We start from the raw sequence: 26,277 nt of genomic DNA on the forward strand, positions 1-26,277 counted from the left end.
TATCACATGAAATTCAGTGAACTCTGGTTGCGTGAGTGGGTAAACCCAGCCATCAGCAGCGAAGCACTATCTGATCAAATAACCATGGCCGGTCTGGAGGTTGACGGTGTTGAGCCCGTTGCCGGTGCCTTCCACGGTGTTGTCGTGGGTGAAGTTGTCGAATGCGGTCAGCATCCAAACGCTGATAAACTGCGCGTCACCAAAGTGAACGTCGGTGGTGATCGGCTGCTCGACATTGTTTGCGGTGCACCAAACTGCCGTCAGGGTCTTAAAGTCGCGGTTGCCACGGTTGGGGCCGTACTGCCAGGTGATTTCAAAATCAAAGCCGCCAAACTGCGTGGTGAACCTTCTGAAGGGATGCTGTGCTCGTTTTCAGAGCTGGGTATTTCCGACGAGCACGACGGAATCATCGAATTACCCGCTGATGCACCGATCGGAACCGACATCCGCGATTTTCTCAAGCTTAACGACAGCACCATTGAAATCAGCGTGACGCCAAATCGCGCCGACTGCCTTGGTATTATTGGTGTCGCGCGTGATGTTGCGGTGTTTTATCAGATGCCGTTAACTGAGCCCGACATGTCTCCTGTGGCGGCCACCATCAATGACGTGCTGCCAATCGACGTGCAAGCTACCGAAGCCTGTCCGCGCTATCTGGGCAGAGTCGTGAAAGGCATCAACGTGAAAGCCTCAACGCCGCTGTGGATGCGCGAGAAACTGCGTCGCTGCGGTATCCGCTCGATTGATCCTGTCGTCGACATCACCAACTTTGTGTTGCTTGAACTTGGTCAGCCGATGCATGCCTTTGATCTGAATCGTATTCAGGGCGGTATTGTAGTGCGCATGGCGCATAAAGATGAAGCGCTAACCCTGCTTGACGGTACTAAAACCAAACTCAGCGACGATACGCTGGTGATTGCGGACCACGAAAAAGCGTTGGCGATGGGCGGTATTTTCGGCGGTGAACATTCTGGAGTCAATGACGAGACTCAGAGCGTATTACTGGAGTGTGCTTTCTTCAATCCGCTGTCCATTACCGGTCGCGCGCGCCGTCAGGGTTTGCATACCGATGCGTCGCATCGATATGAACGCGGTGTTGACCCTGCGTTACAACATAAAGCTATGGCACGTGCAACGGCTCTCTTGCTGGAGATCTGTGGTGGTGCTGCGGGTCCGGTTATCGATGTTACTTCAGAGAAAGACCTGCCAAAAGTGGCAACAATTCAACTGCGTCGCGAAAAGCTTGACCGTCTGATTGGCCATCATGTTGACGATGCACAGGTTACTGACATTTTGTCGCGTCTGGGTTGTCGTGTTGAGCAGCAGGGCGATAGCTGGACGGCCGTTGCGCCAAGCTGGCGTTTCGATATGCAAATTGAAGAAGATTTGGTCGAAGAAATCGCTCGTGTATATGGCTACAACAACATCCCGGATGTGCCCGTTAAAGCTAATCTGGAAATGACCCGGCATCATGAAGCCAATTTGTCATTAAAACGTGTTAAAAATCTACTGGTTGACCGGGGTTTTCAGGAAGCCATTACTTACAGCTTCGTTGATCCAAAAATTCAGCGTTTGCTGCATCCTGGTGAAGAAGCACTGATTTTACCAAACCCAATCTCCGTTGAGATGTCTGCTATGCGCCTTTCGCTATGGACGGGTTTGCTCGCATCAGCGGTTTACAACCAGAACCGTCAACAGAGCCGTGTGCGCATTTTTGAAAGCGGTCTGCGTTTTGTTCCTGATACTCAAGCGAATTTGGGTATCCGTCAGGATGTCATGCTATCCGCTGTGATCACCGGTAATAAAAGTGAAGAGCATTGGGATCTGGCGCGGCAGGCAGTTGACTACTACGATTTGAAAGGCGATCTTGAAGCGATTCTTGAACTTACCGGCAAATTAGATGATATCCAATTCAAAGCCGAAGCAAATACGGCCCTGCATCCTGGACAGAGTGCTGCAATTTATTTAGGTGGCGAACGTATTGGTTTCATTGGTGTAGTCCATCCTGAGCTGGAACGTAAGCTCGACTTGAACGGTCGTACAGTGGTGTTTGAACTGTTGTGGAATAAGGTCGCAGACCGCGTGCTGCCTGATGCGAAAGCCATTTCGCGCTTCCCTGCAAACCGCCGTGATATTGCTGTTGTAGTTGCTGAAAATGTCGCTGCAGAAGATATTTTGGTAGAGTGTAAGAAAGTTGGCGCAAATCAGGTAGTTGGCGTAAACTTATTTGACGTGTATCGTGGCAAGGGCGTGGCGGAGGGTTATAAAAGCTTAGCTATTAGTCTGGTATTGCAGGATACCGCTCGTACACTGGAAGAAGAAGAGATCGCCGCTACCGTTGCAAAATGCGTAGAGGCTCTAAAGCAGCGATTCCAAGCATCCTTGAGGGATTGAACCTATGGCGCTTACTAAAGCTGAAATGTCAGAACACCTGTTTGAAAAGCTTGGGCTTAGCAAACGGGATGCCAAAGACCTGGTCGAATTATTCTTCGAAGAAGTGCGTCGCGCTTTGGAGAATGGCGAACAAGTTAAATTGTCTGGTTTTGGCAATTTCGATCTGCGTGACAAGAACCAACGTCCGGGACGTAACCCGAAAACCGGCGAAGATATTCCGATCACGGCGCGCCGTGTGGTGACTTTCCGTCCGGGACAGAAGTTGAAAAGCCGGGTTGAGAATGCCACTCCGAAAGAATAAGTGAGTTGGACAAAAGGTCGCGAAAGCGGCCTTTTTTTTATGTTTCTTTGCAGATGAGTTATTCAAACCTCGCTAAATATTACAAACATAAATAAATGGCACACGAGATGAAAAAAAGTGTTAAGAGGGTTTTTTATTCAGGAATAGTCTGATAGTTTATATTTACTAGCGGTGGGTTTATTATTGAAAATAACATCGGGCGTTGAGTGGTAGATAAAAAAAGGGACCGAGGCCCCTTTTTTATATTTGACGATGACCATAATGATTTTACTGATGCCAGTCAGTATTAACCATAAAAGTCAGTCATTAAAACATAAACTATCAATGCCAGTAGCGCGAGTGACCACCATCATGATGACCGCCGCCATGGCCGTAAGGGCCAGGGAAGATGCAACCACTGAGGCTGACGATAACCAGAGCGACACTAAAGAAAGCTAAGATGCGACGCATAAATATATCCTTCATTTGAATAAACACATTCAGTATAAATAGAATGGTGTAATGCTGTTGTCAGGCTTACGTTAAGATATGTTAAGGGCATTATAAGATTCGAATAGTTTTCATTATTCCCCCTTATTGTCATATTTCTGCGGGGATACATTTGTGTTTTTATTGTAAGCAGCAAGAAAGTTAACCGAAAATCTCCTTTGCTCTCATAGTCAGCCTTATTCCTGCTTGTTATAAATTTCCTCAAGAACAGGTTAATGAAATTAATAAGGTAAATACTGTGAAAAAATCTCTTTTACTGCTTTGTTTTGCACTGACACTGCCTGTCGTCGCACAGGCAGGTGTGACCGTTGACGTCAATGTCCCGGGCGTTTCTGTTCACCTCGGAGATCAGGATCATCGGGGTTACTATTGGGATGGTTACGACTGGCGTCCGCCACAATGGTGGCATGAGCACCAGGGGCACCATGTAGGTGACCGCAATAACCATGGCATGTACTGGCGCGGCGACCGTTGGCAGCCTTCACCACCGCAAAATCGATACTACGAGCGGGCACATGAGAAGCCTCATCACCAGGAAAGTCAGCATGGTGATTCGAATCATGACAGGAGAGGCCAGCAGAGAGGAAATGATGACCATCAGGGCGACGGGCAACCGATTCCTCCAGACGGTCGACGTCACTAACCTTACCCTTGTTACTCAGGCTAGCGTGAAAGCGCTGGCCTTTTTTTATTTATTTTTTAAGGGATATCCGCTAAGAAACTGCTTAATATCGTTAGGATACTTACTTTTTCACTCTGTGTTGGCTGATTTTCCGCCACGAAAACGCGTCAGGATGCCTATTCACATGCCGGACTTGATGAAAAATCGCCCAACATTCACAGTGCTTAAGCTGGAACAAAAGCGCCGTGACCTCCGCTTATTAGGTTTGTTCAGTGTCTTACTGACGCTGGTTTTTCTTTTTAGCCTGTGTGCAGGTGAAAACTGGATATGGCCGGATGCCTGGTTCGACCCTCAGGGCCAGCTCTTTGTCTGGCAATTGCGTCTGCCGCGTGCCCTAGCCGTTGTACTTGTGGGGGCTGGGTTGGCTGTCTCCGGCGCCGTGATGCAATCCCTGTTTGAAAATCCGCTGGCTGAACCGGGCCTGCTGGGTGTCGCTAACGGTGCGGGTGTAGCACTGGTGCTGTGCGTCATGCTGGGAAACGGATTACTGCCGGTCTGGCTTATGAATCTCTCTGCCGTTGTTGGTGCACTGGTCATCACGTTTTTGTTGCTGCATTTTGCACGGCAACGCCTGCTGACGAATGCCCGTTTGCTTCTGGTGGGGGTTGCAATTGGCATCGTGTGTAGCGCAGTGATGACCTGGTCAGTTTACTTCAGCAGTAACCTGGATTTACGCCAGCTTATGTACTGGATGATGGGGGGGTTCGGCGGTGTTGACTGGCGGCAAAGCTGGTTAGGCGTGATGCTGCTCCCCGCTGTTATCTGGATGGTCTTTCAGGGAAAAACGCTGAATTTACTTTCGCTGGGCATTGGGCAGGCGCAGCAGCTTGGTGTCTCTATTTCTGTGTGGCGAAATCTTCTGGTAGTGGCGGTTGGGTGGGTTGTGGGTCTGAGCGTGGCTATAGCCGGAGTCATTGGTTTTGTCGGGCTGATTATTCCCCATATTCTTCGACTGTGCGGTATCACCGACCAACGTCATTTATTACCGGCCTGCGCCCTTGCTGGTGGGGCAGTGCTGCTGCTGGCTGACGTTGTCGCGCGCATCGCACTCTACTCGGCAGAACTGCCGATAGGCGTGGTGACAGCAACGCTGGGTGCACCTCTTTTTATTTGGCTACTGGTCAAAACAGCCTGAATCAGACAGGATTAATGCACGAAACGCAGGGAGCAGACTATCGTTACTGTGCTTCAGTGCACTTTTCGGTCCCACGAATTTGGCAAATAACCGCAGGATATAAAAGATGAGCAATGCAATTTTTGACCTTCCCCTGAAAAAAATTAACGGTGAGACAACTACGCTAGGCACTTACCAGGGCTCAGTGCTGCTGGTGGTAAACGTGGCATCACAATGCGGGCTGACCAAGCAGTATGAAGGCTTGGAAAACATCTATCAGGCCTGGAACGAGCAGGGTTTTGAGGTGTTAGGCTTCCCATGTAATGAATTCGGTGCACAGGAACCGGGCACGGAAGAAGAGATTCAATACTTCTGCACCACCCATTTTGGTGTGAAGTTCCCGATGTTCAGCAAAATTGACGTCAACGGCGAAAACCGGCATCCGTTGTATAAAACTCTGATTTCTGCCTGTCCGCAGGCTGTAAAACCGGAGGGCAGCGAGTTTTATCAGCGCCTCGCCAGCAAAGGACGTGAGCCGTTGCACCCGGAGAACATTTTGTGGAACTTCGAAAAGTTCTTAATTGGTCGTGACGGTACCGTGATCCAGCGTTTTGCGCCGGATATGACGCCAGAAGACCCTCAACTGGTGGAATCCATCAAATGGGCACTTGCTAAATAATCGATCATTGCTGCGCAGGGATAGCCCATGTTGGAATGCCATAAACTGAGTGTGCCTGGGAGAGTGCAGGCGTTTACAACCCACCTGAGTGCCGGTAGCCGTGTCCATCTTATCGGTCCTAACGGTGCCGGGAAAACCAGCCTGCTGGCCCGCATTGCCGGAATGCTGGACGGGGGAGGGAGTGTCACGCTCGCCGGGCAACCCCTCGAAGGGTTGACGGGCATGCAGCTTGCCAGACTGCGAGGCTACCTTTACCAGCAATCCATCCCGGTATCAGCGATGCCGGTGTTTCAGTATCTTTCACTGCATCAACCTGCGTGCGCTGACCCAGCGCTACTCGAGCAGACCATCATGATGCTGACATCGGCATTGCACTTGCAGGATAAACTCTCCAGGCCGGTGACGCGGTTATCAGGCGGAGAATGGCAGCGCGTGCGTCTGGTTGCCATACTTTTGCAAGTTTGGCCGAAACTCAACCCTCAGGCGAGGCTGCTGCTGCTGGACGAGCCAATGAATAGTCTGGACGTAGCCCAACAGCAGGCTCTGGATGGACTCATTACGCAATTTTGCGCTAGCGGCCGCACGGCAATCATTAGCGATCACGATCTTAATCACACGCTGCATTATGCACATCAGGTGTGGTTAATGGATAAAGGACAGGTCGTGGCTGCCGGAAAAAGGCAAGATGTCATGCAGGTAAATTATTTAAACGCGGTGTTTGGCGTCAATTTTCAGGTGCATGAGGTCGCGGGAAGACAGTGGCTGATAACGACGATTTTAGAAAATTGAAGAGGGATGATCTCTTAAAGGCATGTTGAAATAATTATGACATGCTTGTTTACACTCTATATCCCCATGCGAAATAGATTGCGGGCTAACAATAATTTCAACTTCGTTGAAGTATTGTTAATAGAGCCTTTAACACGGCCACACGCATATTTGACCTATCTATTTGATTTAATGTTTATTTATTTAAATAATGCGATCCACATCACGCATGACTCTATTTGTCATCACGTTGATTTGACGAGCCTTAAGGTTTAATTAAGCTTAGGCTGTCACTGTACCTACACTATTAAAGTGCGTCGTTTAATAATTGTTAATTAAACTCGTACTAAAGTCTTATTCGAATAGATTACCTCTTGCGGGATTGTGTCATGGAAAATTTTTTGCCTTTCTCCCGTCCATCTATGGGCGAGGAAGAGATTGAGGCGGTAAATCATGTACTGCGCTCTGGCTGGATCACAACGGGTCCACAGACGCATCAGCTAGAAAAAGATTTTGCTACCACCTTCGGATGTAAACACGCCATTGCTGTTAGCTCGGCAACAGGTGGTATGCACGTCACCCTTATGGCGCTGGGAATAGGCCCCGGTGATGAAGTTATCACCCCGTCCCAGACCTGGGTTTCTACCATTAATATGATCGTTCTGCTGGGTGCAGAGCCGGTAATGATTGATGTTGACCCCGACACCCTGATGATTAGCGCTGACGATGTTGCTGCCGCAATCACGCCGAAAACCAAAGCGATTATCCCGGTACATTATGCGGGTGCGCCTTTAGATCTTGACCCACTCTACGCACTGGCTGAAAAACATGGCATTGCCATTGTTGAGGATGCCGCACATGCCGCAGGCACCCGCTACCGCGATCGCTGGATTGGGGCGCAAGGCACCGCTATCTTTTCTTTTCATGCAATTAAGAACATGACCTGCGCCGAAGGTGGCCTGGTGGCAACCGACGACGATGAACTGGCGGCGAAAGTTCGGGCGTTGAAGTTCCACGGTCTGGCGGTAGATGCATTTGATCGCGAAGTTCAGGGCCGTAAGCCACAGGCTGAAGTGATAGAGCCTGGTTTTAAATACAACTTATCCGACATTCATGCTGCGATTGCCGTGGTTCAGCTGCGTCGTCTGCCTGACATCAATGCGCGCCGCACCGAGCTGGCGAATTTGTATCTACAAAAACTGCAAGGTTCGCCATTTTTGCCTATGAAGGTGCCTGAATATCCGCACTTACATGCGTGGCATCTGTTCATGATCCGCGTGGATGAAGCACGTTGTGGCATCAGTCGCGATGTCTTGATGGAGCGCCTCAAAACACTCGGCATCGGCACCGGGCTACATTTCCGTGCTGCGCATACCCAGAAATATTATCGCGAGCGCTATCCTGACCTCAGCCTGCCACACAGCGAATGGAACACCGACCGTTTGTGCAGTTTACCGCTGTTCCCTGATATGCAGGACAGCGATGTAGACCGGGTTGTCGCAGCCCTATTTTCTTTAGTGGAGTCCCAGTAGTGGCGCAATTTGAACCTATCAAGAAAGTCTCGATCGTCATTCCGGTCTATAACGAGGAAGAGAGCCTGCCGGCACTGCTTTCCCGCACGCAGGCCGCTTGTCGTCAACTGACTCAAAAATATGAAATCATTTTCATTGATGACGGCAGCAGTGACCGTTCAGCGGAAATGCTAACTAGCGCTGCCGAGCAACCGGAAAATTGCATTATTGCCGTGCTACTTAACCGCAACTATGGCCAGCATTCAGCAATTATGGCCGGTTTCAGCCATGTGTCGGGCGATCTGGTGATCACCCTCGACGCTGACTTGCAAAACCCGCCGGAAGAGATCCCGCGTCTGGTGGCGAAAGCCGAAGAGGGCTATGACGTAGTAGGTACAGTGCGTGCTAACCGCCGTGACTCATGGTTCCGTAAGTCGGCATCAAAAATGATCAACATGATGATCCAGCGTGCGACCGGCAAATCGATGGGTGACTATGGCTGTATGCTGCGCGCCTATCGGCGTCACATCATCGAGGCCATGTTGCATTGCCATGAGCGGAGCACGTTCATCCCTATTTTGGCGAATACTTTTGCGCGCAAAACCGCGGAAATTCCAGTGCAGCACTCGGAACGCGAATTCGGCGACTCAAAGTACAGTCTGATGAAACTCATTAACCTTATGTACGATCTGATCACGTGCCTGACAACGACACCACTGCGTTTGCTCAGTGTTGTGGGTAGCTTGATCGCCCTGTTTGGTTTCGTACTCGCGGTATTTTTGATTTTGATGCGTTTGATCAACGGTCCTGCATGGGCAGCGGATGGTGTCTTCACCCTGTTTGCTCTGTTATTTATGTTTATCGGTGCGCAGTTTGTGGGCATGGGATTACTCGGTGAATACATCGGGCGGATCTATAACGATGTGCGTGCACGTCCGCGCTATTTTGTTCAAAAAGTTGTTGGAATGCGTTCTGACGAAAACAGCAAGGAAGAAGAGTGATGAAAGCGATTGTATTTGCGTACCATGATATTGGTTGCGTTGGGCTACAGGCCCTGGTTGATGCAGGCTATGACGTACAAGCGGTATTTACTCATACCGATTCGCCAGACGAAAACAACTTTTTCGCCTCTGTTGCCCGTTTGGGTGCCGGTTTAAATTTGCCGGTTTATGCCCCTGAGGATGTGAATCATCCATTATGGGTTGACCGTATCCGTGACTTACAGCCGGACGTCATTTTCTCTTTCTATTATCGCAACATGATCAGCGATGATGTGCTCTCACTGGCACCCCAAGGTGGCTTCAATCTGCACGGTTCATTATTGCCACGCTACCGCGGACGTGCGCCGGTTAACTGGGCGCTGTTGAAAGGTGAAAATGAAACCGGCGTAACGCTGCATAAGATGGTTAGCCGTCCCGATGCAGGCGATATCGTGGCGCAGCGCGCCGTGCCAATCAGTGCTGACGACATCGCGCTGACGCTGCATGCTAAAGTTCGCGATGCTGCTCAGGTTCTGCTGGCAGACGTATTGCCTAAAATGAAACAGGGTCAGACCACCCTGACACCCCAAGATGAGTCTCAGGCCAGCTATTTTGGTCGTCGTACTGCGGCTGATGGTGAAATTCACTGGAACAAACCGGCAACTGAAATCAATAACCTGATCCGTGCAGTGACCGAACCTTATCCAGGTGCGTTTACCTATCTTGGCCAGCGTAAAATGACCATCTGGCGTTCTCGTCCGCTGGTAACGGCACATGAGAAGCAGCCTGGCACCGTGCTGTCGAGCGACCCGTTGGTCATCGCTTGTGGTGAGGGCGCGTTGGAAATTCAGGCGGGTCAGAGTGAGTCAGGTCTTTATGTACAGGGTTCGCGCCTGTCACTGGAATTAGGCATCATGCCGGATGTGAGACTCAGCTCACTGCCGACGTCTGCGATGAAACGCCGTACCCGCGTGTTGATCCTCGGTGTGAACGGGTTTATCGGTAACCACCTGAGCGAACGTCTGCTGCGTGAAGATAACTATGAAATTTTCGGTCTGGACATCAGCTCTGATGCTATCAGCCGCTTCATGGATAACCCGCATTTCCACTTCGTTGAAGGTGATATCAGCATTCACTCTGAGTGGATCGAGTATCACATCAAAAAATGTGACGTGATCCTGCCGCTGGTGGCTATCGCCACACCCATCGAATATACCCGCAACCCGCTGCGCGTATTCGAACTGGATTTCGAAGAAAACCTGAAAATCGTTCGTGATTGCGTGAAATACAAAAAACGCATCATCTTCCCGTCCACGTCTGAAGTTTACGGCATGTGCGACGATAAAGAGTTTGATGAAGATACCTCACGTCTGATTGTTGGGCCAATCAACAAACAGCGCTGGATTTACTCCGTCTCCAAACAGCTGCTCGACCGTGTGATCTGGGCATATGGGGTTAAAGAAGGCTTACGCTTCACGTTGTTCCGTCCATTCAACTGGATGGGTCCGCGTCTTGATAACCTCGATGCGGCACGTATCGGCAGTTCACGTGCCATCACCCAACTGATCCTGAATTTGGTAGAAGGTTCTCCGATCAAACTGGTGGACGGTGGTGAGCAAAAACGCTGCTTTACGGATATCAACGACGGTATCGAAGCGCTGTTCCGCATCATTGAGAACAAAGATAATCGTTGTGACGGTCAGATCGTTAACATCGGTAACCCGACGAACGAAGCCAGCATTCGTGAATTGGCCGAAATGTTGTTACGCAGCTTTGAAGCACATCCACTGCGTGACCAGTTCCCACCGTTTGCCGGTTTCAAATCTGTCGAAAGCAGCAGTTATTATGGTAAAGGCTATCAGGATGTTGAGCATCGTACGCCAAGCATCAAAAATGCTAAACGTCTGCTGAACTGGACGCCTGAAGTCTCGATGGATAAAACCGTCGATAAAACCCTCGACTTCTTCCTGCGTTCGGTTAATCCAGACAATAATCAGGCATAACGGAATTTGTGCATGAAAAAAGTTGGTCTACGAATTGATGTCGACACCTGGAGCGGCACCCGAAAGGGTGTCCCTCAGTTACTGCGTGTTCTGGAAAAACATCACATCACTGCCAGCTTTTTCTTCAGCGTAGGTCCGGACAACATGGGGCGTCATTTATGGCGCCTCTTGCGTCCCCGCTTCCTGTGGAAAATGCTGCGCTCTAACGCGGCATCACTGTACGGTCTGGATATTCTGCTGGCCGGTACGGCCTGGCCGGGTAAAAAAATCTATCGTGATTTCGCCCCTTTGATGAAAGAAACGGCTGAGTGCGGTCATGAAGTCGGCTTGCACGCCTGGGATCACCAAGGCTGGCAGGCGAAAGTGGCCAAATGGTCGAAGCCTCAGTTGGAAAATCAAATACGTCTCGGTCTGGATGCGCTGGAAAACAGTATTGGCAAAACGGTAGATTGCTCTGCGGTTGCCGGATGGCGCGCCGATCAGCGGGTTATTGACGTCAAACAAACCTTTGGTTTTCGCTATAACAGTGACTGTCGGGGAAAGCGGCCATTTTTGCCGTTACTGGAAAATGGTGCAACAGGCACGGTACAGATCCCAGTGACCTTGCCGACCTATGATGAAGTCATTGGCAATGAAGTGACCACCGCCACGTTCAATGATTTTATCCTGCAGGCTATTGAGCATGACAGCGGTGTACCGGTTTATACCATTCATGCCGAAGTGGAAGGAATGTCGTTGGCGGACATGTTTGATGACTTACTCACCCGCGCTGCCCAGCAGGGTATTCAGTTCTGCGCACTGGGTGAATTATTGCCCGCTGACCTGGCGAGTCTGCCCGTCGGCCGGGTTGTTCGTTCCACTTTCCCCGGGCGGGAAGGGTGGTTAGGTTGCCAGCAAGAAGGTTCTTCATGATGTTGAAAGCGTACAAAGGTGTATGGAGCACCGTCCTTCTCCTGTTCTTTGCTTTAGTCTATTTGGTTCCGTTGAATACCCGTCTGTTGTGGCAACCCGATGAAACCCGTTATGCCGAGATCAGCCGTGAAATGTTACAACGCGGTGATTGGGTGGTGCCGCATCTGTTAGGCCTGCGCTATTTTGAAAAACCGGTAGCTGGTTACTGGTTTAACAACATCAGCCAGATGATTTTTGGTGACACCAATTTTGCGGTGCGCTTTGGCTCAGTATTTTGTACGCTACTTAGCACGATTCTGGTGTTCTGGATGGCGATGCTGATGTGGCGTAATCGTCAGACGGCCTGTGCGGCGGCGCTGATTTATCTCTCCTCCACTTTGGTTTTCGCTATCGGAACCTACAGCGTTCTTGATCCGATGATCACACTGTGGATGAGTGCAGCCATGGTTGCCAGTTACTACTGTATGCGGGTCACCGGTACCCGACAGAAAGCCCTGAGCTGGATTGCGCTCGGCCTTGCCTGTGGCATGGGCTTTATGACCAAAGGCTTCCTGGCGTTGGCCGTTCCAGTGATCGCTGTGTTGCCTATCGTCTGGCGGGAAAAACGATTTAGAACCCTGTTTAGCTGGGGGCCGCTGGCCATCCTTAGCGCTATTTTACTGAGTTTACCGTGGGTACTAGCGATTGCGCATCGTGAACCGGACTTCTGGAATTATTTCTTCTGGGTCGAGCATATTCAGCGCTTCGCCGAACAGAATGCTCAGCACAAGGCACCTTTCTGGTACTACATTCCGGTTGTTTTCCTCGGCGCGCTGCCCTGGATGGGATTATTACCGGGCGCGTTACTCGGCGGCTGGACCAAACGCCTTATGCGGCCTGAACTGTTTTTTTTGCTGAGTTGGACAGTAATGCCGCTGATCTTCTTCAGCATCGCCAAAGGGAAATTACCGACTTACATTCTGCCGTGTTTTGCTCCACTGGCACTGTTGATGGCTGATTATTTGGACCAGATACGTTTGTCCGGGCGTTTAAAAGCTCTCAAGGCGAATGGCATTATCAACATTGTTTTTGGGGTGCTGGCTGTGGCTGCACTGGTTGTGATTTCTGGGCGTTTACCGTTGCATATCAAACCAGTTTATACCGCAGGAGAGTTCCCGAAAGTCCTCATCGCCATATTGTGTTTCGCTGTTTGGGCACTGGCAGGGGTAATTAGTCTGACGTCGTTGCGTAATCGCTGGTATTGGGCGGCGGCTTGTCCGGTGGTCCTGGCCTTGCTGGTGGGCCAGGTTATTCCGCAAAAAGTTATCGACTCCAAACAACCGCAGGCATTTGTTAATGCCAATATCGCGCTGTTAAAAGAGAGCAAGTACGTTTTGGCTGATAACGTTGGGATAGCAACCGGTCTCGCCTGGACCCTCAAACGCAGTGATATCATCATGTACGATGAAAAAGGCGAATTGCAATATGGTCTACGTTATCCGGATGCCGCACATCGTTATATTGATGCCCCTGGCTTTTCGGCATGGCTACAAAACGCACGTCGGCAAGGTACTGTTGCGGTTGCTGTTAAGCAAGAGAGTATCGATGCAGATAATTCCAAACTTCCTATTCCGGATAAAATTGTTGAAATGGACCGCTTAGCCTTATTGTTCTACGACAAGCAGCCATGACGGGTTACTTGCTGGTACTGGTTGTCAGCATACTGACCTGCGCGGGGCAGCTTTGTCAGAAGCAAGCCGCGCAGATCGGTAATGGTAACGTTGGCAGAGTGCTTCGCTGGCTGACGCTGGCGATCTGTCTGCTGGGGTTCGCTATGCTGTTGTGGCTGCGTGTTTTGCAGGAGCTGCCGCTGAGCATTGCCTATCCGATGCTCAGTCTTAACTTTGTATTGATCACCCTGAGTGCGCGCTGGATATTCAAAGAGCAGGTTGACCGGCGTCACTGGATTGGAGTCGGTTTTATCATGTTAGGAATAGCGCTGATGAGTATTACCGCATGAAGACCGATGAAGTGATGAAAGGCTATATGTGGGGAGGCGCCAGTTTGCTGTTGGTAACGCTGGCGCAACTGCTGATGAAGTGGGGAATGGTACAAATCCCGCTGCTTTCACTGTCTGACATACATTTGTCGTGGTTTCTTAATCATCTGCCGGCGCTGATCGCAGTGGCCTGTGGTATTACAGGCTATGGCCTGTCGATGGCTTGCTGGTACTTCGCGCTGCAGATATTGCCCCTGCATCGGGCCTATACGCTGCTCAGTCTTAGCTACGCATTAGTCTATCTGGCTGCGGTTACGCTGCCCTGGTTCAATGAAGATGCGCATCTGTTAAAAACCTGTGGGGGGTTGCTGGTGCTGTTTGGGGTCTGGCTTATCCACAGTAAACCGGGGCAGAATGTGCACTAAAAGCGATAAATTCTAATCAATTTGCGTTTTTCGATTGGATGACGGATAAAATAGCGTTAGATTCTTTTTATCCTCAAATAACCAGCTCTTAGAGCTCAGTGGTGTGTTCCGTCCGATCTCTGGTCTGATCCTCTCACTGTGACTGTCATCCATGAAGGAAGAAACGCCATGCGTTGGAAGACCGGAACACTCTATTCCTTGCTGATATTAGCCGCGCTGTTGCTCAATGGATGTAGCAGCCATGCACCACCTCCGAGTGGTAAAATGTCCGATTCCATTGCCGTTGTCGCACAATTGAACGATCAGCTCAGCCAATGGCATGGTGCACCGTATCGCTATGGAGGCCTCCAGCCAAGCGGCGTTGATTGCTCTGGGTTTGTTTTCCGTACCTATCGTGACCGCTTCGGTGTGATATTGCCGCGCACCACTGCCGCACAGACCAAAATTGGCAATAAGGTCTCTCGAGACGAACTGCTTCCTGGCGATCTGGTGTTTTTCAAAACCGGCAGCGGCGAAAATGGTTTGCACGTGGGTATTTACGACACAGGCGATCACTTTATTCATGCTTCCACTAGTCAGGGAGTCACACGTTCCTCACTCGACAACGTCTACTGGCGGAAGGTTTACTGGCAAGCGCGCAGAATCTAATACCCCGTCATCCTTCAAAACATCTCGGTGTTGGTTTCTCTTGCTTATTCGTCACACCCTTGGACTTCAGGCCCAGGGGTGTCGCTATGATGCAACTTAAATGCTTTTGGGGAATAAATCATGTCGATACCCACGCAGCTACTGCATATTTAGCCCGCTTTATTACTGCTATCATCACGTTACACTTCTTTCAGGATGAACGTGATGAAACCTCTCAGATTACTGCTTTCCGACTCTTACGATCCTTGGTTTAACCTCGCGGTGGAAGATTGTATCTTCCGCCAAATGACCACTCAGCGCGTGTTATTCCTATGGCGTAATGCTAATACCGTGGTGATCGGGCAGGCACAAAATCCATGGAAAGAGTGCAATACCCGTCGAATGGAACAGGACGGCATCCGTCTTGCCAGGCGCAGCAGCGGCGGCGGGGCAGTGTTCCACGATTTGGGCAATAGCTGTTTTACATTTATGGCTGGTAAGCCGGAATACGATAAAAGTGTGTCAACGGCCATTATTCTCAATGCGCTGAAATCGTTGGGGGTCAGTGCCAGTGCTTCAGGGCGCAACGATCTGGTAGCAAATACTGCTGATGGTGAACGCAAGATCTCCGGTTCGGCCTATAAAGAGACTCAGGATCGTGGTTTTCACCACGGTACTTTATTACTCAATGCTGACCTCAGCCGTTTGGCTAATTATCTTAATCCGGATCCGAAAAAGTTGCAGGCTAAAGGTATCACCTCAGTGCGTTCGCGCGTAGCCAATCTCAATGAACTCATACCTGATATTGGTCATCCACAAATTTGTGAGGCGATCATTAAATCCTTCTTTGAATGGTATGGCTTACAGGTTGAACCGGAAATTATTTCACCTGATGTATTCCCCGACTTACCCGGCTTTGCTGAACAGTTTGCTAAACAGAGCAGTTGGGAGTGGAATTTCGGAAAAGCACCTGCATTTACCCATTTACTCAACGAGCGCTTTGTTTGGGGCGGCGTGGATATTCACTTTGATGTTTTAAATGGCAAAATCAGCCGTGCACAAATCTTTACCGACAGTCTCAACCCAGCGCCATTAAATGCCCTGGCGCTGCAACTGGTAGATACCCTTTATCGCCCTGAGGAAATCGCCAAACAATGCCGGAAAATAATCATGCAATATCCACAACAGCTCTCGGAACTAAACGAGTTGCAATATTGGCTGGTTAGTTGCATACAATGATGCCGGGCTAAATTTCTGCCATTACTGTGGATAAACTCCTGCGCAGCGTAGCTAAATTAATGTGCTCTGCACGAATTTACGCAGTTGCGATAATGAATAGCTAGCGATAAGATTGAGCCATAATCCTCTTTTTCTTTCTAAGCTCCCGCAGTTAAGAGAGAGCAACAAGGGATGCGGATATTCTAAACATATTGAATTTGCTTCCCTTTAGAAAACCTGGACAACATGCTTAACTTCGGACAGTCCCCTTTTTTAGTCTCAGTAGCAGGATTGTTTTGGGGTTGTCTCGAAGCACCGATAATTTTTTATTTGATTGATATAAAACAAATTTATTGATCATTGCATAGCGTCGTTGATGTTTTGGAAAAAAATGAAAATACAGTTCGATGCGGCCTTTAACAGCAGCTTTCTGTGCCAACCCATATATTCCGGCAAAGGGAAATTATTAGCAGTGGAATTAATTTGTCGGTTTGCAAGTACCGACAGTAAGCTAATTATGCCGACAGAACTGGTTTTGAATTTATTAAATACTCAGCAATTAACTCACTTTTTAACCGAGCAATCGATCTGGGCCCAGGATCACGCGCACTGGTTTGAGGGAAATCAGGTAATACTCAATATTGCTATCGATGAAAAGCTGGCAAAAATTATTATTGAGAACGCTCAAGTACGTGATGATCTTAAAGCTTGTTCTTTTATTCATCTCAGTATTAGTGAGTCGTTTCCGCACCTTTCAGAAGGTAAACGCAATTCGCCTTTAATGGCGCTAAAAAGTGATTTCACTCTGTGGCTGGATGGTTTTGGTTCAGGCAATGCCAATATGACACCAATATTCGACCAAGTTTTCAACTGGGTTAAGCTTGACCGTGATCTTTTCTGGGAACTCTATCAGGGTGAGAATTTTACCATTGTTCTGCCTTCATTAATCAGGAATGTTAACCGATTCTGTCGCAACATTGTGATAGACGGTCTGGACAAAAATGAGCATTTCGACGCGCTAAATAAGAGTAAAATCAAGGGGATGAAAGGGCTGTTATGGCCCGGTGTAGATCCTTCTGTTATGAACTCTTTGTTACACCGGCCTCCCCAATTTGACTGATAGACAGTTTCTTTATTCCCCTGTGATTCATCTTGCGCCGGGGAATAATTACCGTTGAAACATAATCTCCCTGTTTTCCCTCCGTGTTAATCAGTACCCCGCAGTTCTACACTGAAAGAAAGGGGGACTTATGCCAAAATTTGAACATGAATATGCCGACCAGCTTGGCGGTTTTTATACCCAGCTCAAACCCACGCCGCTTAAAGGGGCGGCGTTGCTCTATCACAGCGAGCCGCTGGCGCAGGAGCTGGGGTTGGATGCGAGCTTATTTGATAGCACTTATCGTGAATTCTGGTGTGGTGAAGCATTTTTCCCTGGCATGGAACCCCTGGCACAAGTTTACAGTGGCCACCAATTTGGTGTTTGGGCTGGTCAACTGGGTGACGGACGTGGAATTTTGCTCGGTGAGCAAGTGTTGCCTGATGGCCGACGTTATGACTGGCATCTGAAAGGGGCCGGATTGACGCCCTATTCACGCATGGGCGATGGCCGTGCAGTGCTACGTTCTGTAGTCCGTGAATTTCTGGCATCAGAAGCACTGCATCATTTATCAATTCCGACCACCCGCGCACTGACTATTGTCACCAGCGATGAACCGGTATTCCGTGAAGCGCCTGAGCGCGGCGCTATGCTGATGCGCGTGGCTGAAAGTCATATCCGCTTTGGTCACTTCGAGCATTTCTATTATCGCAAACAGCCTGAGCAGGTGAAACAGCTGGCAGATTACGTCATTGCTCATCACTGGCCGCATTTATTGGAAAGTGAAAGCAGTCCGTCACGGCGTTACGCACTGTGGTTGCAGGAGGTGGTTGAGCGTACGGCCAGGTTGATTGCCCAGTGGCAAAGCGTCGGTTTTGCTCATGGTGTGATGAATACCGATAATATGTCGATCCTCGGTCTGACCATTGACTTCGGGCCCTATGGTTTTCTCGACGACTACCAGCCCGGTTATATCTGTAATCACTCCGATCACCAGGGACGTTACAGTTTCGATAATCAGCCGGCAGTCGCCTACTGGAATCTGCACCGTCTGGCGCAGACGCTTTCAGGTCTGATGAGTGCCGAACAGTTGCAAGGCGCACTTGATGCCTACGAACCTGCGCTGATGGCGGCCTATGGCAAACTGATGCGTGGCAAGCTGGGTTTCTTCACGGAAGATAAGCAGGACAATGATCTGCTGACCGGTTTGTTGAGCCTGATGGCGAAAGAGGGGCGCGATCACACCCGTACCTTCCGCGTGCTCAGTGAGGTCGAGCAACAACAGTCTACGTCTCGACTGCGGGATGAATTCGTTGACCGCGAAGCCTTTGACAACTGGTATCGGCAGTACCGCCAGCGGCTGCAAAGGGAAGAGCAGGATGATGCTACGCGTCAGCAGGTAATGAAACTTGCCAACCCGCGTATTATTTTGCGCAATTATCTGGCCCAACAGGCGATTGAAAGAGCAGAGCAGGATGACATCAGCGTACTTGCCCAGCTACATCAGGCACTGCTTGACCCCTATAGCGATGCACCGCAATTTGATGCGATGGCCGCTTTACCACCGAATTGGGGAAAACATCTGGAAATTTCCTGCTCCAGCTAATTGTGCGGATTATTGCCGCAGGAAAACCTGCGGCACAGCTGTTTCGGGGTGCCAGTTTACGCCGAGATCGGCCTGATACCAGCATGCCAAAATCTCTGCCGTTAGCACGTCGGCAGGCGTGCCGGAAGCAACCAGTTTCCCTTCATGCAGTAGCATAATTCGGTCGGCATACAGTGCGGCCAGATTCAGGTCGTGCAGCACACAACAGACTGATAGCGGGCTTTCACGGGTTAATTGACGAAGCAAGCGCAGTGTATGTTGTTGATGATAGAGATCCAACGCCGATGTTGGCTCATCGAGGAACAGCCAGCGCGGTGACGGCTGTGGTTGCCATAGCTGGCTCAGAACACGAGCCAACTGTACTCGTTGCTGCTCGCCTCCTGATAGTTGGCGATAGTCTCTGTCAGCCAGAGTGAGGCAGTCGGTTTGTGCCATGACCTGTTGCAGCGCCTCAGCGTTATGCGTTTTAGCATGGGGTGCGCGGCCTAACGAGATTATCTGCTGTACGCTGAAGCCGAAGGCCAGTTCGCTGCTTTGTCGCATCACTGCGCGAGTACGGGCCAACTCCTGTGGTGGCCAGTGAGCCAACGCTTTTCCCTGCAATTCACAACGACCCTGATCGGGCGGCAAGTAACCGGTTAACAGGCGTAACAGGGTAGACTTTCCTGCGCCATTCGGACCAATCAACGCAACCACTTCGCCTCCCTTCAGTTCAAGAGAAACATCGTCGATTAGCCGGCGCTGCCCGACAGAAAACTGCAAATTTTCCGCCCGCAGTGTGGAAGAGCAGTGGTTCATCGGCGGGTTCCCGGACGTAAAATCAGCCATAAAAAATAGGGACCTCCCAGCAGGCTGGTCAGCAGGCCAACCGGCATTTCTGCCGGCGCCACCAGCGTTCTTGCCAGCGTATCAGCCAGAAGTAATAAACAAGCGCCACCCAGTGCCGAACCTGGCAGTAACCAGCGGTGATCGGCCCCGACACGCATGCGCAGCAGATGTGGAATGACTAACCCGAGAAACCCGATAACGCCTGTCACGGCTACGGCAACACCGACCAGTAGTGCGCTAAGCAGTAACAAGTGCAATTGCGTCCGGCGGACGTCAACGCCGAGATAGTGGGCATCTTCGTCACCCAGCTGTAACAGATTGAGGCGGCGTGACAGCAAGAAGGTCGCCAGACAAGCGGGGAGGATCAGTGATGTTGCCACGAGAAGCGTCGGCCACTGGGCCTGACCTAAACTTCCCATGCTCCACAATGAAAACTGACGCAGCTGTTTATCGTCGCTGACATAGGTTAGTACGCCCACGGCGGCCCCACACAGAGCATTAATGGCAATCCCCGCCAGTAACAGGCGTGACAAATTACCATGGCCAAAACGGCTCAGAGTGAACACGATGAGTGAAATAACCAGGCTACCGGCAAAGGCGGCAAACATGTGCCCATACAGTGCGACGACCGGTGGCAGGGAGAGCGGCATCACAATCATCAGCGCAACAAACAGCGCCGCGCCGCTGCTGATACCGAGTAAACCTGGGTCGGCCAGCGGATTGCGAAACAGTCCCTGCATCACGGCACCTGAGCAGGCGAGGGCACAGCCCACCACCACGGCAAGCAGCACCCGTGGCAGGCGGATAGTGAGCCAGATTTGCCACATGCCATCATCGAGCGGGCGGCTTATCAGGGTGCGAAAAGGCAGCGACATGGCGCCAGAATTCACCGCGATTATCGCCAGAACAAACAATATGACCGTCAGTCCCATCAGCATCCTGACCTGCGTGCTGGTTTGTCGGTACGTGTGCGTGGTCCTCGAACTCATTATTTAACCTGCTCAGCCGCCTGGCGCAGAGTCGCCAGCGCGGTCGGTGTCTCAAGACCAAACCCCAATAAAGACATATCATCAAGTACCAGAACACGATGGTTTTTACCTGCAGGCGTCAACGCCAGCCCCGGCAGTTTCCATACCTGCTCCAGCCCGCCAAGCGTGCGAACACCGTCGGTGGTAATGAGTAACAAATCGGGTGCGCTGGCGATAATACCTTCCTGCGACAGCGGTCGATAACGGGTGAATCCCTGCATAGCATTTTGCGCACCCGCGGAGGTTATCATCGCGTCCGCTGCCGTGTTCTGCCCGGCCGCCAGTGCCGTAGTCCCACCGTGATTCATTACAAACAGGATTTTGACCTGCAAAGGCCCCTGTCTAACGGCCGCCAATTGCTGACGATAGGTGGCAATCAGCTTTTTGCCCTCATACTGTCGGTTGAGGGCATTTGCAATCGCTTCAATTTTTTGTGGCACCGTATCGAGCGTAGTATTTCCAGGAACACGTATCACTTTCACACCATTTTGCGCCACTTGCTGCAGCACCAGCGACGGCTCCGCCAGTTCGCTACTGAGGACCAGCGTCGGTTTTATTGCCAGAATACCTTCGGCATTCAATTGGCGCATGTAACCCACGTCGGGCAATTTTTTGACTTTCTCAGGATGCAGGCTGGTGCTGTCACGGGCTACCACCTCATCGCCGGAGCCCAGCGCATAAACGATTTCTGTAACATCGCCACCGATACTGATAACCCGTTCTGCTGCATGTGACAGCGGAGCCAGCAAGCTTGCCAGCGTAACCACTACTGCACTCAACCGACGATTCATGCGGTGATTTCCTCGGTGCGCAGTGCAGCAATCTGCTCACGCCATTGTTGTTGCTCCGGTTGACCTTCCGTCCGCTGACCGTAAAGCTGCGCGATTTGTGTGCCGTCGGCGGCAAACAGCTCCAGGCTGGTGACAAATCCGTCCTTGGTTGGTTTGCGCGTAACCCAACTTTCGGCAATAGCGCTCTCAATCAGGTGCAGGTTAAAGCGGGAATTGAAGGTATTGAGCCATTCGCCGTGCGGTCTGACTTTCTCAATTTCACCGGTGAAAATCTGCACACATCCCGGGTTGCCGACGAAAATCATGATTTCGTTTTGCTCGTCATGCGCTGCTTCAAGAATTTGCGCCAGCGAGCTGTTACTCACGTTGTACGCCAGATCATCGCCTACGGCGCGGAAGGCCTGCTGACGGCTGAGGTTATTGCGTCGCAGCAACTGGAAGAACTGGTGGACATCGGTCATCGCACGCCACTCAGCATCAACGTCTGCTGCTTCAGATTGAGCGGTCTCCTGTTGTTTTTGTACCGGGGTGATGCCGAGCGGTGGATTGCCTGCGCTGCGATACCGAGCCACCAGCGCTTCCCATGCGGTCATATCGGTTTCATCGGTGTTATATATTTTGTGCACTGCATTGCCGGCTGCATCAAAAAACTGAATGCTGTGTCGGCTACCTTTCGGGTGGATTTCAGCCACGCAGAAAATATGCAACCAATGTTGCAGGAACAGACGCAGATCCAACGCACGTGGGTTGAGAATAAGCCCGGCATGACCATTCAGATGTTGATTCTCATAGCGACCCAATTGTTCATGCACGGCGTAGTCATTCCGGGTGATAGATTTGGTGACGCCTACATTTTCCAGCGCGGCCAGTAAAGTACGAGCATCAATATCCAGACGTTCGGCGTCATGGGTTACACGCAGGTGAGTTAGCTCGGCTTCACTGATGTTGAGGACCTCAGCCAAATCACGGGCATATTTTCCAGGATTTGTTTCTTTCGCTTGCAGATAGTTTTCATAACTCACTGAACTCATTGCGCTGTCCTCGCGTTAACTTTTTTGATAACGCCCGGTGCACTGTCCGGGCGGTGAAAGGGGAAAGGTTAATCTGTCACCACTGGTAGCTGACAAACAGCTTGGCGTTGCGTCCGTCCTGCGGAATACCTTGTGGAGAATAAGACTCTTTGTCGAAGGCATTGCCCAGTACTACGGCAGTCGTCATGCCTTTCCAGTGGTCCTGACCCTTATAGCTGACATAAAAATCATTGATGGCGTAACCTGCCTGATCGGCATAATCAGAGGTGACGTGCGTTGAGCGCTCAACAAAGGTCCCAACCCAGCCAAGAGAGAAGGCGGTTTGGGCAACGGGCACGTCGAGCGTACTAACGACGGTGTCCGGGTTAATACTGGCAATCCAGTCACCGGTCGCTTCATCTTTACCCCGGGTGCGGTTATAGGCGACATCCCATGAGAACCTGTCGGTTTTGTAACTCATCGTTGCATCCCAGCCCCATAGTTTCGCCCGATCAATGTTAGTCGAATAAGTGCTGCAATCGATGCAGTAAGGTCCGTTACGGCCATAACCGAGGTTCATGGTGACACCGGTGGTGATGTAATCCTTCGCCTTGGTATCGAAGTAACTGGCTTTGAATTGCAGTTCGTCGTTGGCCATCATCAGGTCATTGAAGCGCAGGCCTAAACCGTACTCCTGGGTTTCATTGGTTTCAGGCTTCAGATTCGGGTTCGGAACCCAATTGTTGGTGATAGTCGTTCTGCCCATGGGGATGGAGAAGTGAACTGAGTCGTTGTACATCTCACCCATGGTTGGTGCGCGGAATGCCTGTGCATAGGAGCCAAATACCATTAGCCAGTCAGTTGGGTTGATGCTCATTGCGCCACGTGATGACCATTTATCAGCATCGACATCAGCGTAACCCTCACTGCTGCCGCGATAGTTGTCATAACGTGTACCAGCCAGAATGGATATTGGCAGGTCGCGCAGCGTAATTTCATCCTGCAACCAGCCGGAGCCGAAATTGATGTCTGCCTGCGGGAAGCTGGTGGTTGCGCCACCTGGTGTTTGTTCCTGTTTATAGGCTTCGCCGCCGTAAGTCAGCAGGTGTGCGGCAAAACTGTCGGTGGGGATACGCGAGCGGTTTTCCAGTTTGGCGCCTTGGGTGGTTTGTTTGCGTTCTTCCTCACTGCCGCCGTCTGGGCTGGCATTAATCTCTACTTCGGAATAATAGATGTCGGCTTTTGCGTCCAGCCAGTCTTGATCCTGGGGCTTGAGATTATAGCTTAGTTGGGCATCACGCTGAATGGTCGAGCGGTCTGTCCAAACGTTGCCACTTGAGATATCTGGCGTTTGCGGATTTTTCGGTTCTTTTGCACGATTGTCGTAATAGCGAAGGTTGGTACTGACTGATTGCGCAGGGTCAATATGCCAGGTACCTTTTGCCAGCACGTTGCTGATGGTTTCATCGTTTGGCGCGTTGAAACTATCGCTCTGCTTTATATCGCCCACATCGCGGATACCAAATGACAGCAGGCCGTCGAAATTATCGGTTTTGCCGTAGGTGCTGGCACCCATGCCGAGGCTGTGATCGCCGGTGGCACCGGTGCCAAACACACGATATCCCATATCCTGGCCGGGCAGCAACAAGTCAGCTGCATCGACGGTTTCATAGGAAACAACGCCGCCCAGAGCCCCACTGCCGTACAACAAAGCAGACGGGCCGCGTACCACTTCGATACGTTTTACTAAGCCGGGGTCAATAAAGGTGCTATTGAGGTGTCCGGTATCGGTGCCTTGACGAATACCATCTACCAGCGTCAGTACGCCACGGCGGTCGTAACCGCGCAGGGAGATGTCCTGGCCATTGGTGCGTCCGGTCCCCCCGACGCTCAACCCGGGCACGCGACGCAGCATGTCTGCGGATGACGACGATGTCAGGCTCTCAGCGCTGGTTCCGTCAATCACCGTTACCATCATCGGAGCTTCAAAACTGTCGCGGGCGTTACCCGTCGCAGCTACCGTTAAGGTGTCTTCCTGCGTTTTCTTACTGGCTTCGCTGTTTTTTTCATTAATTTTAGAGACTGGCGCAGTGGTGTCGGCCTGGGCTACCAGCGGCAGAGCGCAGGCAATGGCCAGGCTCAGGGATGAGAAACGCAGCCGAGTGATAAGGGAGTGAAGCATTGGCAATTCTCCGTATGTTTTCACATATCAATAGAGTTGCTGGCTGCCTTGATCCTCGGACCTGGGTGGCTGGCGATAAAGTAGATAGGGTGTACCGGTTACTTTGTCAGTATCAATTTTCCGGCTTTGGTCTGACGCAACTGATAGCGCTGCCCATGATGAAGAATGGTTGCAACGCCAGCATCACCCAGCAGGTCCGCGCTCGAGATACAGAGTCCGCGGTCGGTATTTCCATCCTGACTTTTCAGCGATAAGTTACTGAAGCCTGGCGGTGTAATGTATTCAGGTTGATCATTCATAGTCGCAAACGTTAATGGTAATTAATATCATTTAGATAATCATTATCAATTCATTGGCGCTGCACATCAAGATAAATCTGATGTTAAATCGTCAGTTATCTGATGCTTAACCACAAATTCTGAGTGGAAAGGGAAAAACTGTAAAGGAAACCTGCTGTTGAAAAGATGTGATAAAAACGTGGAGAGGAATATTACATTAAAAGGGGGCAACATAATGTTGCCCCCTGAAGCGTTGTAAAACGTTAGCTTAAATGGATTTAAAAACGACTATGAGTCGCATCTGCCAACATCGCCAGTAATGTTTCAGTATCTTCCCAGTTGAGACATGGGTCAGTAATGGATTTACCATAGATCAGCGGTTTGCCGGCAACGATTGGCTGTGTACCTTCTTCCAGGAAACTTTCCGCCATAATTCCGGCGATGGCTTTAGAACCACTGCGAATTTGCTGGCAAATATCTTCTGCCACCTGCAACTGCAAACGATGCTGCTTCTGACAGTTACCGTGACTGAAATCGACCACCAACCGTTGCGGCAGATCGAATTCAGATAGGTTACGGCAGGCTTCCTGCAAATCATCGGCATGATAATTAGGTTTTTTGCCACCACGCATGATCACGTGACCATAAGGATTACCTGCTGTACGGTAAATGGTCATCTGACCGGCTTTGTCCGGTGAAAGGAACATATGGCTGGCACGTGCCGCGCGAATCGCATCGATGGCAATCCGAGTATTGCCGTCTGTGCCATTTTTGAAACCTACCGGACACGAGAGGGCAGAGGCCATTTCACGATGGATCTGACTTTCGGTGGTGCGAGCACCGATAGCGCCCCAGCTAATCAGGTCAGCGATATACTGTCCGATCACCATATCCAGGAATTCAGTTGCTGTGGGCATACCCAATTCGTTAATTGCCAGCAGAATCCTGCGAGCCAGTTCGATGCCGTGGTTAACGCGGAACGAACCGTCAAGCTCAGGATCGGAGATTAATCCTTTCCAACCCATCACCGTGCGCGGTTTTTCAAAATAAGTACGCATCACGATTTCAAGGCGATCCTGATAACGCTCACGCAGAACGTTAAGCTTTGTGGCGTAATCTATCGCTGCTTCAATATCATGGATAGAGCAGGGACCAACAACGACCAGAAGACGCGGATCTTCACCATTAATTATTTTTTCAATGCGTTTGCGTGACGCTGTCACGTTTCGTGCAACCGATGCGGATACCGGCAGTTTCTCCGCCAGCGTCTGAGGCGTGATCAGGCTGTCGATGCGCGTCGTACGCAGTTCATCTGTCTGTGACATGTGATTCTCTAAATTTGCTTCTTCGCTACGGCAGGAATACCGGGAAGTG

At 50.6% G+C, this 26,277-nt stretch carries 25 protein-coding genes; 17 read left to right on the forward strand and 8 right to left on the reverse strand.

What is annotated here, in order from left to right; all coding sequences use genetic code 11:
* Positions 1-6: 6 nt before the first annotated feature.
* Both pheT and ihfA read left to right on the forward strand, forming a co-directional pair.
* Positions 7-2,394, forward strand: a complete 2,388-nt coding sequence (pheT, locus tag ACMV8I_RS03530) for a phenylalanine--tRNA ligase subunit beta (protein WP_498863821.1) — start codon at positions 7-9, stop codon at positions 2,392-2,394.
* Between the two features lie 4 nt (positions 2,395-2,398).
* Positions 2,399-2,695, forward strand: a complete 297-nt coding sequence (gene ihfA / locus ACMV8I_RS03535; RefSeq protein WP_004717732.1) for an integration host factor subunit alpha — start codon at positions 2,399-2,401, stop codon at positions 2,693-2,695.
* 321 nt (positions 2,696-3,016) lie between these two features.
* Here the strand turns inward: ihfA and ACMV8I_RS03540 are convergent, their stop codons facing one another.
* Complete coding sequence (locus ACMV8I_RS03540; protein ID WP_498863822.1) at positions 3,017-3,145, reverse strand: lipoprotein; 129 nt, start codon at positions 3,143-3,145, stop codon at positions 3,017-3,019.
* A gap of 277 nt (positions 3,146-3,422) precedes the next feature.
* Here ACMV8I_RS03540 and ACMV8I_RS03545 point away from each other — a divergent pair, with 277 nt between their 5' ends.
* The 15 genes from ACMV8I_RS03545 to ACMV8I_RS03615 all read left to right on the forward strand — a co-directional run bounded on the left by ACMV8I_RS03545 (position 3,423) and on the right by ACMV8I_RS03615 (position 18,786).
* On the forward strand, positions 3,423-3,827 hold the full coding sequence (locus ACMV8I_RS03545) for a DUF2502 domain-containing protein (RefSeq protein ID WP_498863823.1): 405 nt from the start codon (positions 3,423-3,425) through the stop codon (positions 3,825-3,827).
* 175 nt (positions 3,828-4,002) lie between these two features.
* Entirely contained in the window at positions 4,003-5,001 is a 999-nt protein-coding gene (gene btuC / locus ACMV8I_RS03550) for a vitamin B12 ABC transporter permease BtuC (protein WP_498863824.1), read from the forward strand.
* Between the two features lie 106 nt (positions 5,002-5,107).
* Positions 5,108-5,659, forward strand: coding sequence for a glutathione peroxidase (locus ACMV8I_RS03555; protein ID WP_498863825.1), 552 nt, complete (start codon positions 5,108-5,110; stop codon positions 5,657-5,659).
* A 27-nt stretch (positions 5,660-5,686) separates the two neighbouring features.
* Positions 5,687-6,448, forward strand: coding sequence for a vitamin B12 ABC transporter ATP-binding protein BtuD (gene btuD / locus ACMV8I_RS03560; RefSeq protein WP_498863826.1), 762 nt, complete (start codon positions 5,687-5,689; stop codon positions 6,446-6,448).
* A 368-nt stretch (positions 6,449-6,816) separates the two neighbouring features.
* On the forward strand, positions 6,817-7,959 hold the full coding sequence (arnB, locus tag ACMV8I_RS03565) for a UDP-4-amino-4-deoxy-L-arabinose aminotransferase (protein WP_498863827.1): 1,143 nt from the start codon (positions 6,817-6,819) through the stop codon (positions 7,957-7,959).
* Positions 7,959-8,939, forward strand: coding sequence for an undecaprenyl-phosphate 4-deoxy-4-formamido-L-arabinose transferase (gene arnC, locus ACMV8I_RS03570; protein WP_498863828.1), 981 nt, complete (start codon positions 7,959-7,961; stop codon positions 8,937-8,939). Before arnB ends, arnC begins: the two co-directional genes overlap by 1 nt.
* Positions 8,939-10,921, forward strand: a complete 1,983-nt coding sequence (arnA, locus tag ACMV8I_RS03575) for a bifunctional UDP-4-amino-4-deoxy-L-arabinose formyltransferase/UDP-glucuronic acid oxidase ArnA (RefSeq protein WP_498863829.1) — start codon at positions 8,939-8,941, stop codon at positions 10,919-10,921. The genes arnC and arnA overlap by 1 nt, the downstream gene beginning before the upstream one ends.
* 12 nt (positions 10,922-10,933) lie before the next feature.
* Entirely contained in the window at positions 10,934-11,833 is a 900-nt protein-coding gene (gene arnD, locus ACMV8I_RS03580; protein WP_498863830.1) for a 4-deoxy-4-formamido-L-arabinose-phosphoundecaprenol deformylase, read from the forward strand.
* A 2-nt stretch (positions 11,834-11,835) separates the two neighbouring features.
* Positions 11,836-13,503, forward strand: a complete 1,668-nt coding sequence (gene arnT, locus ACMV8I_RS03585; protein ID WP_498864707.1) for a lipid IV(A) 4-amino-4-deoxy-L-arabinosyltransferase — start codon at positions 11,836-11,838, stop codon at positions 13,501-13,503.
* Positions 13,500-13,832, forward strand: coding sequence for a 4-amino-4-deoxy-L-arabinose-phosphoundecaprenol flippase subunit ArnE (gene arnE / locus ACMV8I_RS03590; RefSeq protein WP_498863831.1), 333 nt, complete (start codon positions 13,500-13,502; stop codon positions 13,830-13,832). Before arnT ends, arnE begins: the two co-directional genes overlap by 4 nt.
* A gap of 14 nt (positions 13,833-13,846) precedes the next feature.
* The gene (gene arnF, locus ACMV8I_RS03595) at positions 13,847-14,236 is read left to right on the forward strand and encodes a 4-amino-4-deoxy-L-arabinose-phosphoundecaprenol flippase subunit ArnF (protein WP_498864708.1); all 390 of its coding nucleotides are present in this window, start codon (positions 13,847-13,849) and stop codon (positions 14,234-14,236) included.
* 168 nt (positions 14,237-14,404) lie between these two features.
* The gene (locus tag ACMV8I_RS03600) at positions 14,405-14,884 is read left to right on the forward strand and encodes an NlpC/P60 family protein (RefSeq protein WP_498863832.1); all 480 of its coding nucleotides are present in this window, start codon (positions 14,405-14,407) and stop codon (positions 14,882-14,884) included.
* 204 nt (positions 14,885-15,088) lie between these two features.
* A complete protein-coding gene (lplA, locus tag ACMV8I_RS03605; RefSeq protein ID WP_498863833.1) occupies positions 15,089-16,102 on the forward strand; it encodes a lipoate--protein ligase in 1,014 nt (337 codons plus the stop codon).
* 370 nt (positions 16,103-16,472) lie between these two features.
* Positions 16,473-17,201, forward strand: coding sequence for an EAL domain-containing protein (locus ACMV8I_RS03610; protein ID WP_498863834.1), 729 nt, complete (start codon positions 16,473-16,475; stop codon positions 17,199-17,201).
* 130 nt (positions 17,202-17,331) lie between these two features.
* Positions 17,332-18,786 carry a protein adenylyltransferase SelO gene (locus ACMV8I_RS03615; RefSeq protein ID WP_498863835.1) on the forward strand — a complete coding sequence of 485 codons (1,455 nt, stop codon included), beginning with the start codon at positions 17,332-17,334 and terminating at the stop codon, positions 18,784-18,786.
* A 9-nt stretch (positions 18,787-18,795) separates the two neighbouring features.
* Here the strand turns inward: ACMV8I_RS03615 and ACMV8I_RS03620 are convergent, their stop codons facing one another.
* From ACMV8I_RS03620 to ACMV8I_RS03650, 7 genes are all read right to left on the reverse strand, one after another.
* A complete protein-coding gene (locus tag ACMV8I_RS03620; protein ID WP_498863836.1) occupies positions 18,796-19,584 on the reverse strand; it encodes a heme ABC transporter ATP-binding protein in 789 nt (262 codons plus the stop codon).
* Complete coding sequence (locus ACMV8I_RS03625) at positions 19,581-20,552, reverse strand: FecCD family ABC transporter permease (RefSeq protein ID WP_498864709.1); 972 nt, start codon at positions 20,550-20,552, stop codon at positions 19,581-19,583. Before ACMV8I_RS03625 ends, ACMV8I_RS03620 begins: the two co-directional genes overlap by 4 nt.
* A gap of 50 nt (positions 20,553-20,602) precedes the next feature.
* A complete protein-coding gene (locus tag ACMV8I_RS03630; RefSeq protein WP_498863837.1) occupies positions 20,603-21,433 on the reverse strand; it encodes a heme/hemin ABC transporter substrate-binding protein in 831 nt (276 codons plus the stop codon).
* Positions 21,430-22,464 (reverse strand): hemin-degrading factor, encoded by a 1,035-nt coding sequence (locus ACMV8I_RS03635; protein WP_498863838.1) that lies wholly within the window; start codon positions 22,462-22,464, stop codon positions 21,430-21,432. The genes ACMV8I_RS03630 and ACMV8I_RS03635 overlap by 4 nt, the downstream gene beginning before the upstream one ends.
* A 76-nt stretch (positions 22,465-22,540) precedes the next feature.
* Positions 22,541-24,625: a TonB-dependent hemoglobin/transferrin/lactoferrin family receptor gene (locus ACMV8I_RS03640; RefSeq protein WP_498863839.1), complete on the reverse strand. Its 2,085-nt coding sequence runs from the start codon at positions 24,623-24,625 to the stop codon at positions 22,541-22,543.
* 98 nt (positions 24,626-24,723) lie between these two features.
* Entirely contained in the window at positions 24,724-24,924 is a 201-nt protein-coding gene (gene hemP, locus ACMV8I_RS03645) for a hemin uptake protein HemP (RefSeq protein WP_498863840.1), read from the reverse strand.
* A 257-nt stretch (positions 24,925-25,181) separates the two neighbouring features.
* Positions 25,182-26,228, reverse strand: a complete 1,047-nt coding sequence (locus ACMV8I_RS03650; RefSeq protein ID WP_498863841.1) for a 3-deoxy-7-phosphoheptulonate synthase — start codon at positions 26,226-26,228, stop codon at positions 25,182-25,184.
* Positions 26,229-26,277 lie beyond the last annotated feature (49 nt).

The organism is Ewingella sp. S1.OA.A_B6, assembly GCF_049889095.1.
GTDB lineage: Bacteria > Pseudomonadota > Gammaproteobacteria > Enterobacterales > Enterobacteriaceae > Ewingella.